The organism is Dactylosporangium sp. NPDC048998 (genome assembly GCF_043197855.1).
Taxonomy (GTDB): Bacteria; Actinomycetota; Actinomycetes; order Mycobacteriales; family Micromonosporaceae; genus Dactylosporangium.
The window spans coordinates 368,774-382,289 of record NZ_JBICTV010000001.1 but is presented as its reverse complement, the minus strand read 5'-3'; the positions used below and the strand labels follow the sequence as shown (position 1 = coordinate 382,289).

Here is a 13,516-nt window from a genome sequence, read left to right as displayed (position 1 = left end):
CGGCTGTTCCTCGTCACTCAAGGCACGCCCGATTTCCGCGGCGCGCGAGGGTTAGGTGATCATGGGTGCCCGGCTCATCAGCCCGCGGCAACCTCACTACTTTGCCACATCGACGCGCCGAACCTGAAATCAGGCCCCTTCATCGGCGCTGCGGGCCCGCCGCTCCAGCGCCTCGATGAGGTCGGGGCGCCGCTCGACGGTGCGCTGCAGCGCCTGTTCGCGCCGCCACCGGGCGATGCGGCCGTGATCGCCAGAGCGCAGGATCTCCGGCACGTCCAGGCCTCGCCAGCTGGGCGGCTTCGTGTACATCGGGGCCTCGAGGACGCCGTCGGCATGCGACTCGTCCACGAGCGAGTCGGCGTTGCCCAGCACGCCGGGCAGCAGCCGGGTGATCGCCTCCAGCACGACGAGCACCGCGACCTCGCCGCCGAAGAGCACGTAGTCGCCCAAGGAGATCTCGCTCACCCGCATCCGGGTCGCGGCGTGATCGAAGACCCGCTGGTCGATGCCCTCATACCGGCCGCAGGCGAACAGCAGGTGCTCCTCCGCGGCCAGGGCGCGCGCGGTCGCCTGGGTGAACGGTGTTCCGGCCGGGCTGGGGACGATCAGGTGCGTTTCCGGGCCGGCCAACTCGTCGAGGGCCTGGCCCCACGGCTCGGGGCGCATGACCATGCCGGGGCCGCCGCCGTATGGGGTGTCGTCGACGGTGCGGTGCACGTCGTGGGTCCATCGGCGCAGGTCGTGCACGGCCAGCCGAAGGGCGCCGTTCGCGCGGGCCTTGCCGATGAGCGACAGATCGAGCGGCGCGAGGTACTCGGGAAAGATCGTGACGACGTCGACCCTCATAGGTCGAACAGGCCTTCCGGCGGGGTGATCACGATACGGCGCCCGGGCACGTCGACCTCGGGCACGATCTCGCGCACGAACGGCACCAGGCCGGTGCGTCCGTCCTCGAGCCGCACCACCAGCAGGTCGTGCGCGGGCGCGTGGTCGATGCGCGACAGCTCGCCGACGCGCTCCCCCGCGGCGTCGACGACGTCGAGGCCGATGAGCTCGTGGTCGTTGAACTCGTCGGGGTCCTCGCTGGCCGGGATCGTGGCGCTGTCCACGCACAGCAGAACGCCGCGCATGTCCTCGGCGAGGTTGCGGTCGTAGATGCCCTCGAAGACCACCAGGAGGCGGCTCTGGTGCGGGCGTACCGACTCGATGGTGAGCGTCGGCGGTGGCCGCCAGGCGCCGGGAGGAACGGTCTGCAGATGCCGCACCGCCGTCGAGTCGGTCTGGACGACCGACCCGACGGCGAAACGCTCTGCTGGCGCATCCGTGCGCACGTCCACGAGGACCTCGCCCCGGACGCCGTGCGCGCGGATTACCTGGCCGACGACGAGCAGCATGCGGTCAGTACGCGTCGACGATCTCGACGCGCACTCCACGGCCACCGATCGACGTGATGACCTGCCGCAGCGCCTTGGCCGTGCGGCCACCGCGCCCGATCACCGTGCCGAGGTCCTCCGGGTTGACCCGGACCTCCAGCCGCTGACCGCGACGGGAGTCGACCATGCGGACGCGGACATCGTCGGGGTTGTCGACGATGCCCTTGACGAGGTGCTCGAGCGCTGGGCGCAGCACGTCAGGCCTCCGCGCCGGCGCCGGCACCGGACTGCTCCTCCGCCTGCGCGGCCGGAGCCTCGGCCTCGGCCTTCTTCTTCGGTTCGGCGGTCTTCTTCGCCTTCGGCGCGTCGGCCAGGCCGGCGGCGGCCTGCGCCTCGGCCTCGTACGTCGCGCGGCGGTCTGGGGCCGCCGCAGCCACCTTCAGCGGCTCGGCCGGGGCGGGCAGGCCCTTGAACTTCTGCCAGTCGCCGGTCTTCGACAGGATGGCCTGCACGGCCTCGCTCGGCTGCGCGCCGACGGAGAGCCAGTGCTGGACGCGGTCGGAGTTGACCTCGATACGCGAGGGCTCCTCCTTCGGGTGGTACAGCCCGACGAATTCGATCGCCCGGCCGTCGCGCTTGGTGCGCGAGTCGGCGACGACGATGCGGTACTGCGGGTTGCGGATCTTGCCCATCCGCAGGAGCCGGATCTTGACGGCCACTTGGTTGCTCGCTCCTGGATCTGTTGGAAGCCGAGCGACCGCCCGGACACCGTGGGGATGGTGCCGTCGGCTGCTCTGTTGGACTGGCGTAACGCCGGGTTAGAGGGCTCGGACGCACACCGGATACCAGCAGACCATTGTGCCAGACCCGCTACCGTGCGCAAAAAGGGGGCCCTGTCCCGACGGCCCGGCGCCCCGCGCCGTGCTCGCGTCGTGCGCGTCGCTCAGCGCAGCGGCGGGCGGTCCCAGCCCGGCTCGAGGCCCGGGATCCCCCACTCCGGCGGCGGCATGAAGTCCGTCCACGTGCCGTCGAACGGGAACCCGCCGGCCTCGATCTCCTTGACGACGCGGAGGCCCTCGTCGCGTACCGCCGCCTCGTCCGCGACCCAGTAGTGCTCCGGGATCGCGAGGCGCTCGAGGAACTCCTCCTCATCCTTCCACTGCCAGCTGCGGTCGGGCGCGACGACGATGTCGAGGTCCTCGTCGGTCACGTCGACCCCGGACGCGCCGCCCGGGTCGCTCCAGCGGATCGCCGGGCGTTCGAGGTTGACGTACCACCCGGTGAAAACGTCGGCGTCGTCGCGGAACCACCACACGGAGTGCGCGGGGTCGCCGGGCCGGTGCAGCTTCAGTACCCCGGGCCCGTTCCAGATGCTGTGCTCGAGCCCGGTGCCGAGCGTGACGTACTCGGCGAACGGCATCGTGCGCATCCCCCGCCCGTCGCCGGAGACCTCACTCACGACCGGCGTGCGCCGGGTGATCCAGATCAGCAGCCCGCGCTCGTCGTCGGACACCACGCGGGCGGGGCGCACCCAGCCGATCCGCCCCCGCCGCACGTTGCGATGCATGATCACCTGGCCGGGCGTGAAGACGACGCTCAACCGCGCTCCCTCGGTCGGTCCCAGCCCTCGGTCACGGGCTCCGGGATGGTCCAGCCGGCCGGCGGCCGGAAGTCGGTCCACGTGCCGTCGAACGGCCACGCCCCCGCCTCGATGGCGGGCACGATCTCGCGCCCCTGCGCCCACACGGCGTCGGGGTCCCCCACCCAGTACGCGTCCGGGTACGCGAGGCGCTCCTCGAGCTCGTCCTCGTCCTTCCAGTCCCAGCGGCGGTCGGGCCAGACCCAGATGTCGAGGTCCTGGTCGGTCAGGTCGACGCCGGCGACCACGCCGTCGTCCCAGGTGACGCCGGGCTCCTCGAGATTCACGTACCACGCGCGGAAGCCGCCCTGCGGGTCGAAGAGCCACCACACGGAGAACGCGGCCCCGAGCGGATGAAACTTCAGCGTGCTCGGCCCGCGGTACACATCCTGGATGACCTTCTTCGGCGCCTCGATCCACTCGCCGAACGGCATGTCACGCGGCCCGCGGCCGTCCTCGCTCACCTGACGGATGAGCGGGCTACCGGTCGCGAGCCACAGTCGCGTGCCCTGCTCATCGTCGGAGACCACCCGGGTCAGCGGCGCCCAGACCAGCGTGTCATGGGTGAAGTGCCGGTGCAGGACCGGTCTTCCGGGACGCAGCGGCACGCCTGAGATTGTATCGGCTCCGCGCTGCGCCCCGGTGTCCGCTGCGGGCGACCGTTCCTTTGCGGTCGCCGCTCCGCTCCCGCCGCTTGGCCGCCGCCTTGCCGCCGCCTTGAGGTTCGGCCGCCGCCTCTTCTGGAAGCGAAGCGCCACCGCGCGGACGCCGCCACCACGTCCCGGCTTTGGCAGGCGGACACGCGCGGACGCGGGCAGAGATCAGCGGATCACCCGGCCGCGCAGGACGATGCGGCGCGGGCGGAGGAGGGTGGTCAGGTCGCGGCGGGGGTCCTCGGCGTAGACGACCAGGTCCGCCAGGCCGCCCTCGACCAGGCCGGGGAAGCCCAGCCACTCCCGGGCGCCCCAGGATCCGGCACGCAGCACGGCCTCGGCGGGCAGGCCGGCCTCGCGGTGCAGCAGGAGCATCTCTTCGGCGGCCAGGCCGTGGTTGATGCCGCCGCCGGCGTCGCTGCCGACGTAGATGGGCACGCCCGCCTCGTGTGCGGCGCGGACCACGGACGGGAAGCGGTCGCGGAGGGCGAGCATGTGGTCGGCGTACACCGGGAACTTGTCCTCCGCCTGTGCCGCGATGCCGCCGAACGTCGCGATGTTGATCATTGTTGGGACGAGGGCGGTGCCGCGGCGGGCCATCTCTTCGATGTCGGCCTCCGCCAGGCCGGTGCCGTGCTCGACGGAGTCCACGCCGGCGCGGACCAGGGCCGCCACCGAATCCTCCGCGAACACGTGGACCGCCACCCGGGCGCCGGCGGCATGCGCGGCCGCGACCGCGCCGGCCATCGCGGCGACGTCCCACGCGGGCGCGAGGTCGCCGCTGCCGCGGTCGATCCAGTCGCCGACGAGCTTGACCCAGCCGTTGCCGAGGGCGGCCTGGCGTGCCATCTCGCCGGGCAGATCGGCCTCGCCGACCTCGACCCCGATGTCGCGCAGGTACCGCTTCGGCGGAGCCACGTGCCGCCCCGCCCGCGCCAACCTCGGCATCTCGGGGTCGTCGTCCAGCGACGGGTACGGGATTGGCGACCCCGCGTCGCGGATCGCCAGTACGCCCGCGTCGCGGTCCACGACGGCGAGCGACCGCGCGGCGTCGAGGTCGTCGGAGGGCCTGCCGCCGGACTGGATGCCGATGTGGCAGTGGGCATCGACGAGACCGGGCAGGATGAACCCCTCGTCGGCGATCGTGAGCGCCCCGGCGACCGGCTCGAACGTCACCCGGTCACCCACCAGCCAGAGGTCGCGCCGCTCACCGGAGGGCAGCAGTGTCCCCCGCACGTGCAGCGCGGGCCCGGACGCCGCTGACCTGGTGGCCGCGGCCGACCTGGCCGACGCGTCCCGGCCGACAGACGGGCCTGAGCCTTCGGATCCGCCCGGGCGCCCGGGCGCGGCCGAGTCCGTTGGCGCGGCTGAGTCCGCGGATGCGGCCGTGCCCGGGCGCGCGGGCGCGGTCGTGGACTGGGCCGAGTCGGCGGTCGTGGACGCGGGTGACGTCGTGGGCGCGCCCGAGGGCACGTCGGGGTTCAAGGTCACGGCCGGTGCTTCAGGCGTCCTTGTCACGCTTCTGCAGCTTTGAGAAGTCGAGCTTCGGCAGGCGGAAGCCGGGCGGCATGCCCGCCGCGTTCGGGTCCATCGCGGCCGGGTCGAGGCCGGGCGGAAGCTGGGGCATGCCGGGCATACCGGGCATACCGCCACCGAGCCTGGGCTGACGCATGCCGCCGCTGTTGCCGCTCTTGGTGCCCTTGCGCTTGTTCTTCGGCGACTTGGTGGCCTTGCGGCGGCCGCCGGGCAGGCCCATCATGCCGCCCATCTGCTTCATCATCTTCTGCGCGTCGGCGAAGCGGGTCAGCAGCTGGTTGACGTCGGTGACCGAGACGCCGGAGCCGTTGGCGATGCGTACGCGGCGGGAGGCGTTGAGGATCTTCGGGTTGGCGCGCTCCTTCGGGGTCATGGAGCGGATGATCGCGGTGACCCGGTCGAAGTGCTTGTCGTCGATCTCGGCCAGCTGGTCCTTCATCTGGTTCATGCCCGGCATCATGGCCAGCACGTTGGCGATCGGGCCCATGCGGCGCACGGCCTGCAGCTGCTCGAGGAAGTCCTCGAGGGTGAAGTCCTGGCCGCCCATGAGCTTGGCGGCCATCCGCTCCTTCTCGTCATCGGCGAACGCCTGCTCGGCCTGCTCGATGAGGGTGAGCACGTCGCCCATGCCGAGGATGCGCGAGGCCATCCGGTCGGGGTGGAAGACGTCGAAGTCCTCGAGCTTCTCGCCCGTGGAGGCGAACATGATCGGCTGGCCGGTGACGTGGCGCACGGACAGCGCGGCGCCACCGCGCGCGTCGCCGTCGAGCTTGGACAGCACGACGCCGGAGATGCCGACGCCGTCGCGGAACGCCTCGGCGGTGCTGACGGCGTCCTGACCCACCATGGCGTCGATGACGAACAGGACCTCGTCGGGGTCGACGGCGTCGCGGATGTCGGCGGCCTGCTTCATCATCTCGGCGTCGATACCGAGGCGGCCGGCCGTGTCGACGATCACGATGTCGCGCATCTGGCGCTTCGCGTGATCGATCGAGTCGCGGGCGACCTGGACGGGGTTGCCGACGCCGTTGCCGGGCTCGGGCGCGTAGACCTCGACGCCCGCGCGGCCGCCCAGGACCTGCAGCTGGTTGACGGCGTTGGGCCGCTGGAGGTCGGCGGCGACGAGCAGCGGCTGGTGGCCCTGTCCCTTGAGCCACCGGGCGAGCTTGCCGGCGAGCGTGGTCTTGCCGGAACCCTGCAGACCGGCAAGCATGATCACGGTCGGCGGGTTCTTGGCGAACTGCAGCCGGCGCGCCTCGCCACCGAGCGTCGCCACGAGCTCCTCGTGGACGATCTTGATGACCTGCTGGGCCGGGTTGAGGGCCTGTGACACCTCCGCGCCCCGCGCCCGCTCCTTGAGCCGGGCGATGAACGCCTTGACCACGGGCAGCGCGACGTCGGCCTCGAGCAGGGCCAGCCGGATCTCCCGCGCGGTGGCGTCGACGTCGGCGTCGGTGAGCCGCCCCTTGCTTCGCAGCTTCGAGAAGATGCCGGAAAGCCGGTCACTCAGGGTGTCAAACACGACGCATCCGTCCTCGGGTGTAGGAGACCCTTGAAGGGTACGCGACCGGGGACAGCGCGTCGCGGTCCGCGGCGCCGCGCGCCCGCGCGCCGCCGCTGGCGAAGCGCCCGCGACCAGTGCGTTCTCCGCGTCCGCGCCGCCACCGGCCCGGCGCGGCAACGACCCGCCATCGCCCGGCGGAAATTACGCAAATACGGCACAGAGGCTCAGACCTCGCCGGCAAGCCATCGAAGCGTCGCAGTGACACGGCCCCATGACGCACGCACGGAGGCGCGGACGCGGAGGTGAAGGAGGTGAAGGGTGAAGGAGGGAAGCCGGACGCCGTGGACGCGGGAGCGCCGCGGACGCAAAGACGCGGGCGCGGACGCAAAGACGCGGGCGCGGACGCAAAGACGCGGGCGCGGACGCAAAGACGCGGGCGCGGACGCAAAGACGCGGGCGCGAAGACGCGAGGCGTTGGCGTCAGGACGCGGTCGCGGCCCGCAAGACTGCGGCCCCGACACGGGCGCGGGCGTCCGCGTCCCAGGAGCCGGCCAGGTAGAACGCGTCGACGACCTCGCCGCCCAGGGTGGAGATGCGGGCGGAGCGTACGTCGGCGTCGATGTCCTCCAGCGCGCTCGCCACCCGGAAGAGCAGGCCCGGGGTGTCCGTGGCGCGCAGTTCCAGGACCGTGGCGTCGGTGGCGGCCGAGGGGGGCTGCCACACGACGCGCGGGGGCGCGGTGGTGCTGCGGCGGGTGGAGCGTTCGCGGGCGGCGAGGCGTTCGGCCACCGGGAGGTCGCCGGTGACGGCGCGGCGCAGGTCGGAGACCACGGCCTCGCGGTCGACGTCGCCGCCGTAGCGGGGCTGGACGGCGCAGACCATCCTCGCCAGGCCGTCCACGGTAGCCGTGTCGGCCGTGACCACGTCCAGGCGGTGCAGCGACAGGCAGCCGGCCACGGCGGCGAGCAGGCCACGGCGGTCGGGGGCGATGACGGAGACCGAGTCCGTGTCCAGCAGTACCGATGGGAGGGTTTCGGGAACGGCGAGCGCGGCGGCGGGCGACAGGGGCGCGGCGACCACGCCGGTGTCCAGGGCGCGCTCGACGTGGCGGACGAGCTCGGCGATGAGCCGGCCCTTCCAGTCCGACCAGGCGGCGGGGCCGGTGGCGGCCGCGTCCGCGCGGGCCAGGGCGTGCAGCAGGGCGAGGGTGGAGGCGTCGCCGACGGCACCGGCGACGGTGGCGATGGTCTGGGGGTCGGACAGGTCGCGGCGGGTGGCGGTGTCGGGCAGGAGGAGGTGCAGGCGTACGACCTTCTCGACCTGCGCCACGTCGGCCGCGCTGAGGCCCAGGCGGGACGCCACGGCGGCGGCGATCGGGGCGCCGACGACGCTGTGGTCGCCGGGCAGGCCCTTGCCGATGTCGTGCAGCAGGCCGCAGAGCACGAGCAGGTCGGGGCGGTCGACGTCGCGGGTGAGACGGGCGGCCTGGCGGGCCGTCTCGACCAGGTGGCGGTCGACGGTGAACAGGTGCACCGGGTTGTGCTGCGGCAGGCTGCGCACCCGCGCCCACTCGGGCAGCCAGTTGACGACCAGGCCGTACCGGTCGCAGGCCTCCCAGACCGAGATCATGGACCGGCCGCTGCCGAGGAGGGTGAGCAGGGCGTCGCGCGCGGGGGCGGGCCAGGGGCGCGGCATCGGGCCGGCGAAACTGCCGAGCCACTCGAGCGTGGCGTGCGCGATCGGCAGGTCGGCACGGGCGGCGGCCGCGGCCACGCGCAGGGGCAGGACCGGGTCGGGGCGCGGCGTGACGGCGGCGCGGGCGAGCACGACCTCGCCGCGCTGCTCGACGACGTCACGAGCGAGGGGGCGGCGCTCCTCGTGGCCGCGGCTGCTGGGGGCGGACCAGCGCTCCACGGCGCGCCAGGCGTCGTCGCTGGCGTAGGCGATGGTGCGGGCGGCCTCCGCGATGCGGCGCAGCACCTCGTCGCGGTCGCCGAGGTCGAGCAGCTCGGCGACCTCGTCGCGGTCCTGCGCGAGGAGGCGGTCGACGCGGCGGCCGCGCACGGCGTGCAGGGCGTCGCGGACGTCGAGCAGGGTGCGGTGGGCGCCGCGGACGGCGGGGCGGGGGCCGTCGGCGACGCCGGCGAAGCCGATGCCGCGCAGGAGGCCGAAGTCACGCAGCCCGCCGCGGGACTCCTTGACGTCGCCCTCCAGGAGGAACGCCAGCTCGCCGTGGGCCTTCCAGCGATCCTGGGTGAGGGTGCGCAGCGCGGGCAGCAGTCGGCGGGCCTCACGCCGCCACTGGGCGACGGCGTCGCCGTGCAGGCGGGTCAGGAGCTCGCCGTTGCCGGCGACCAGGCGGGCGTCGAGCAGGCCGAGGGCCACCTTGAGGTCCTGGCGGGCCAGCTCGAGCGCCTGCTCGGGGCTGCGGGTGGAGTGGTCGAGGGCGAACTTCGCGTCCCAGATCTGGTACCAGATGCGGCTGCCGAGCTGGTCCGCGGACGCCTCCGCGCCCGGGCCGCCGTCGTGCAGCAGGACCAGGTCGAGGTCGCTGCGGGGGGCGCATTCGCGGCGTCCGAGCCCGCCTACGGCGACGAGCGCGGCACCCGAGGTACCGCCGCCGGCTTCTGAAAAAACCTTCGAGAGCCACTCGTCGATCGCGGCCGAGCGCTCGGCACGCGCGTCGGCGCCCGCCCCGGTGGAAAGGACCGGAACGGGCGCCGACGGTTGTGTCATCTTGGAGATCAGCAGCGGCTTAGAGGGCGTCGAGCCCGCGCTCGCCGGTGCGGACCCGGACGACCTCGTCGACCGACGTGACCCAGACCTTGCCGTCACCGATCTTGCCGGTGCGGGCGGCGGTGACGATGGCGTCCACGACCTTCTCGAAGTCGAGTTCGTCGGTGACGATCTCGACCCGGATCTTGGGGACGAACTCCACCGTGTACTCCGCACCGCGGTAGACCTCGGTGTGGCCCTTCTGACGGCCGTACCCCTGAACCTCGCTCACGGTGAGGCCGGCCACGCCCAGCGCGTGGAGCGCCTCCTTCACCGCGTCGAGCTGATACGGCTTGATGACCGCGGTCACCAGCTTCATGCCCATTCCCTCCGACATTCCTCGACGCTATCCGGCTACCGTTTCCGACGCCGGGGCTTCCGCCGCCGGCGCGGGAGTCTTGCTCGTTCCGACGCCCGCCAGGGCGAACGCGCCGCCGGCACTACCGGTGCCCGGGGTCATGTCGTAGGCGCTCTCCGCGTGCTCCGCGATGTCGATGCCCTCGACCTCGGCCTCGCTGCCGACCCGGAAGCCGATCGTCTTCTCGATGATGAAGGCGAGAACGAACGCGATCGCGAACGAGTAGACCGTGACGATAGCGCTCGCCCCGGCCTGCGCGCCGAGCTGGCCCACGCCGCCGCCCATGAACAGGCCGTTCTTGGCGCCGCCGTCGGTGATGACCGGGTTGAGCTTGTCGTTGGCGAAGAAGCCCAGCCACAGCGAGCCGATCCACCCGCCGACGAAGTGGACGCCGACCACGTCGAGGGAGTCGTCGAAGCCGAAGCGGTACTTCAGGCTGACCGCCAGGGCGCAGACGATGCCGGCGACGAGGCCGAGCAGCACAGCAGCCCACGAGTCGATGAAACCACAGGCGGGGGTGATCGCGACCAAGCCGGCGACCGCACCGGAGGAGGCGCCGACGAGGGTCGGCTTGCGGTCGCGGATCCACTCGACGATGACCCAGCCGAGGAGCGCGGCGGCCGTGGCGACCTGGGTGTTGACGAAGGCCAGGCCGGTGACACCGTCGACGGTGAGCTCCGAACCGGCGTTGAACCCGAACCAGCCGAACCACAGCAGGCCGGCGCCGAGGGCGACGAACGGCACGTTGTGCGGCTTCGTGCTCTCCCGCGGCCAGCCGATGCGCTTGCCGAGGACCAGGGCCACGCCGAGTGCGGCGGCACCGGCGTTGATGTGGACCGCGGTACCACCGGCGAAGTCGAGCGGGTGCAGGTGCTGGGCGATCCAGCCGCCGCCCCACACGTTGTGGGCGACCGGGAAGTAGACGAGGGTGGCCCAGCCGAACGCGAACAGCAGCCAGCCGCCGAACTTCGCCCGGTCGGAGATCGCGCCGCTGATCAGCGCGACGGTGATCACGGCAAACGTCATCTGGAAGACCATGAAGACGTACGTCGGGATGCCGCCGACGCCGCTGGGCTTGTCGGCCGTCGCGCCCCAGAATTCGCCGATGTAGGTCTTGCTGCCGAAGTACTGGCCGAGATCACCGAACAGGCCGCCGGCGCTGTCGGCGCCGAACGACGCGCTGAAGCCGTAGAACAACCACAGGACGCTGACGAGCCCGATCGTCGAGAAGCTCATCATCATCATGTTGAGGACGCCTTTGGAGCGGTTCAGGCCACCGTAGAACAGTGCCAGAGCCGGCGTCATGAGCAGCACAAGAGCGGTCGATACGAGAAGCCACGCTGTGTTCCCGGTATCGATGGTCGCTGCAGGCACGCGGGCCTCCTAGTAGTCGAGATCCTCCCTCCCGACCTTCGAGGCAGCATTGCCCTTCAGCCGGTTGCGCGAGAGCTTTCAGGGCTCACGTTTCACGCACCGGCGCTGCGCGGTTTCTACCGCGTCACGTCATGTTTCCAGCGTGTGAAGAAACGCTCACACACAGAGAAACGCCTATCGCAGCGCATATTCGAGCGTGTGCCGCTCGTAATCGATGAGCCGCAGGTCACGTACCGGACGACGGAGATGCCCCTTGTGCACGATACGTACGAAGGCGGGATCTCCGGCGGCCGCCATCCGTCGAATTCCCTCGATATGATCGACGATGCGCTTGCGGATCACGCGCACCAGGCGGTGCCGGTCGCGCGGGGTCAGACCATAGGCGTCGGCGAACATGCGCAGCCGGCGGGGCCGGTTCGGCCGTTTCCAGCCCAGCGTGTACGAGTCGCGGTCGGAGAACAGCGGGACCCACGTCCACGCCGCGTACGCCACGTCGTAGATCCGCGCGCCGGGCGAGGCGAGGTCGAAGTCGATCAGCGACAGGGTGCCGTCGGGACGCCAGATGACGTTGTGCGGCGCGGCGTCGTGATGACAGATGACCTCGGTGTCCGGCGGCGGCGGGCCGAACGAGCGCCACACCGCGTTGGGCGGCGGCCGGAAGCCCGCCTGGGCGTCGTGGAACATCCGCAGCATGGTCGCGACGGTGACCATCGCCTCGTCGGTCACCCAGTGCGGCGCCAGCGGATACTCTCCGCACTCACCTTCGAGATATTGCAGTACCTCGCGGCCGCGCTCGTCGATGCCGTACGCGCGCGGCGCGCCGGTGAACCCCACGTACTCGAGGTGGCGCAGCAGCGCGTGCACCGCGGGCGTCCATGGGCCCGCATTGCGGCGTACCGTGTCGCCCGAGCGCACCACGACGGAGGTGTTCCCGCCGTGGAGCGGGATCTCCTGCTGCGTCACGTGATCGTCCTTCGTTGACCTGACCGGGGAACCTGGCTGTACTGCAGTTTTCCCGGCCGCGGGTGAGCGCGGCCGAGCGTTACCGTCCCAAGGTACCGTCCGAGGTTACGCGTCCGCGCCAACCAGGGCGTCGACGAACTGTCGGGCATCGAACGGCGCGAGGTCGTCGGGGCCCTCGCCGAGGCCGACGAGCTTCACCGGAATGCCCAGTTTGCGCTGAACCGCGATGACGATCCCGCCCTTGGCGGTGCCGTCGAGCTTGGTCAGTACCACGCCCGTGACGTCCACCACCTCGGTGAACACGCGCGCCTGCTCCAGCCCGTTCTGGCCGGTCGTGGCGTCCAGGATGAGCAGGGTCTCGTCGACCGGCCCATGCTTCTCGACCACCCGCTTGACCTTGCCCAGCTCGTCCATCAGGCCGACCTTGTTCTGCAGCCGGCCGGCCGTGTCGATCACCACCGTGTCCACACCCGCGTCAATACCCCGTTTCACCGCGTCGAACGCCACCGACGCCGGATCGGCCCCCTCCGGGCCGCGAACGACGTCGGCGCCGACCCGCCCGGCCCACGTGGTCAGCTGCTCGGCCGCGGCCGCGCGGAAGGTGTCGGCGGCGCCGAGCACGACGGTGTGCCCGTCGGCGACCAGCACGCGGGCGATCTTGCCGCAGGTGGTGGTCTTGCCCGCGCCGTTGACCCCGACGACGAGCAGCACCGCCGGGCGGCCGTCGCGCGGCGTCGCGGCGAGGGAGCGGTCCATGTCCGGCTCGAGCGCGGCGACGAGCTCGGCGGTGAGCATGCCGCGCAGCTCGGCCGCGGAGGCGGTGCCGTGCACCCGGGCCCGCTCGCGCAGCTTGGCGACGAGCTCGGTGGTCGCCTGCACGCCGACGTCGGCGCCGATGAGCGTCGCCTCGATATCGTCCCAGGTGTCGTCGTCGAGCTTGTCGCGCGACAGCAGGGCGAGCAGGCCCTTGCCGAGCATGGTTTGCGAGCGCGACAGGCGCGCGCGGAGGCGCACGAGCCGGCCGGCGGTCGGCAACGGGATCTCGATCGCCGGGGCGGGCGCGGGGGCCGGCGCCTCGACCACCGGCGGTGCCGGGGCCTCCTCGACCGGTTTCTCCTCGACTTTCTCCTCGACCGGCGCGGGGGCCCCGGCGGGCTTCTCGACGACGGGCGGGGGCGCCTCCTTGGTCGGGACCTGCTTCGTGGGCGCCCGCTCCGGGGGAGCCGGCGGCAGTGTCGGGGGCTTACGGAAACGCGGCGCAACCAGCGCCAGGGTGGCCCCGATCACCACGACGAGCAGCACCAGGCCGAAGACGATGTACGACTCCATGACTGGAATCCT

Annotated in this window: 13 protein-coding genes; all 13 read right to left on the bottom strand. The window is 72.0% G+C overall.

The genetic code is table 11. From position 1 onward, the window contains the following. Positions 1-129 precede the first annotated feature (129 nt). Complete coding sequence (trmD, locus tag ACGFI8_RS01795) at positions 130-846, bottom strand: tRNA (guanosine(37)-N1)-methyltransferase TrmD (RefSeq protein ID WP_392798491.1); 717 nt, start codon at positions 844-846, stop codon at positions 130-132. Then, a complete protein-coding gene (gene rimM / locus ACGFI8_RS01790; RefSeq protein ID WP_392799602.1) occupies positions 843-1,391 on the bottom strand; it encodes a ribosome maturation factor RimM in 549 nt (182 codons plus the stop codon). Before rimM ends, trmD begins: the two co-directional genes overlap by 4 nt. 7 nt (positions 1,392-1,398) lie before the next feature. Further along, positions 1,399-1,656: an RNA-binding protein gene (locus ACGFI8_RS01785; RefSeq protein WP_033357826.1), complete on the bottom strand. Its 258-nt coding sequence runs from the start codon at positions 1,654-1,656 to the stop codon at positions 1,399-1,401. Then, positions 1,631-2,092 carry a 30S ribosomal protein S16 gene (gene rpsP, locus ACGFI8_RS01780; RefSeq protein ID WP_392798488.1) on the bottom strand — a complete coding sequence of 154 codons (462 nt, stop codon included), beginning with the start codon at positions 2,090-2,092 and terminating at the stop codon, positions 1,631-1,633. The genes ACGFI8_RS01785 and rpsP overlap by 26 nt, the downstream gene beginning before the upstream one ends. A gap of 224 nt (positions 2,093-2,316) precedes the next feature. Further along, the gene (locus ACGFI8_RS01775) at positions 2,317-2,940 is read right to left on the bottom strand and encodes a DUF402 domain-containing protein (RefSeq protein ID WP_392799599.1); all 624 of its coding nucleotides are present in this window, start codon (positions 2,938-2,940) and stop codon (positions 2,317-2,319) included. Positions 2,941-2,969: 29 nt separating this feature from the next. Then, a complete protein-coding gene (locus tag ACGFI8_RS01770; RefSeq protein ID WP_392798485.1) occupies positions 2,970-3,620 on the bottom strand; it encodes a DUF402 domain-containing protein in 651 nt (216 codons plus the stop codon). A 213-nt stretch (positions 3,621-3,833) separates the two neighbouring features. Further along, positions 3,834-4,907 (bottom strand): amidohydrolase family protein, encoded by a 1,074-nt coding sequence (locus tag ACGFI8_RS01765; protein WP_392799596.1) that lies wholly within the window; start codon positions 4,905-4,907, stop codon positions 3,834-3,836. Positions 4,908-5,166: 259 nt separating this feature from the next. Further along, positions 5,167-6,723, bottom strand: coding sequence for a signal recognition particle protein (ffh, locus tag ACGFI8_RS01760; protein WP_392798482.1), 1,557 nt, complete (start codon positions 6,721-6,723; stop codon positions 5,167-5,169). Between the two features lie 462 nt (positions 6,724-7,185). Beyond that, positions 7,186-9,441: a [protein-PII] uridylyltransferase gene (locus tag ACGFI8_RS01755; protein ID WP_392798479.1), complete on the bottom strand. Its 2,256-nt coding sequence runs from the start codon at positions 9,439-9,441 to the stop codon at positions 7,186-7,188. A 19-nt stretch (positions 9,442-9,460) separates the two neighbouring features. Beyond that, a complete protein-coding gene (locus tag ACGFI8_RS01750) occupies positions 9,461-9,799 on the bottom strand; it encodes a P-II family nitrogen regulator (RefSeq protein ID WP_190249674.1) in 339 nt (112 codons plus the stop codon). A gap of 27 nt (positions 9,800-9,826) precedes the next feature. Beyond that, positions 9,827-11,143 carry an ammonium transporter gene (locus ACGFI8_RS01745; RefSeq protein ID WP_392798475.1) on the bottom strand — a complete coding sequence of 439 codons (1,317 nt, stop codon included), beginning with the start codon at positions 11,141-11,143 and terminating at the stop codon, positions 9,827-9,829. Between the two features lie 243 nt (positions 11,144-11,386). Beyond that, on the bottom strand, positions 11,387-12,175 hold the full coding sequence (locus ACGFI8_RS01740) for an aminoglycoside phosphotransferase family protein (RefSeq protein WP_344611383.1): 789 nt from the start codon (positions 12,173-12,175) through the stop codon (positions 11,387-11,389). Positions 12,176-12,280: 105 nt separating this feature from the next. After that, positions 12,281-13,504, bottom strand: a complete 1,224-nt coding sequence (ftsY, locus tag ACGFI8_RS01735) for a signal recognition particle-docking protein FtsY (protein WP_392798472.1) — start codon at positions 13,502-13,504, stop codon at positions 12,281-12,283. Positions 13,505-13,516 lie beyond the last annotated feature (12 nt).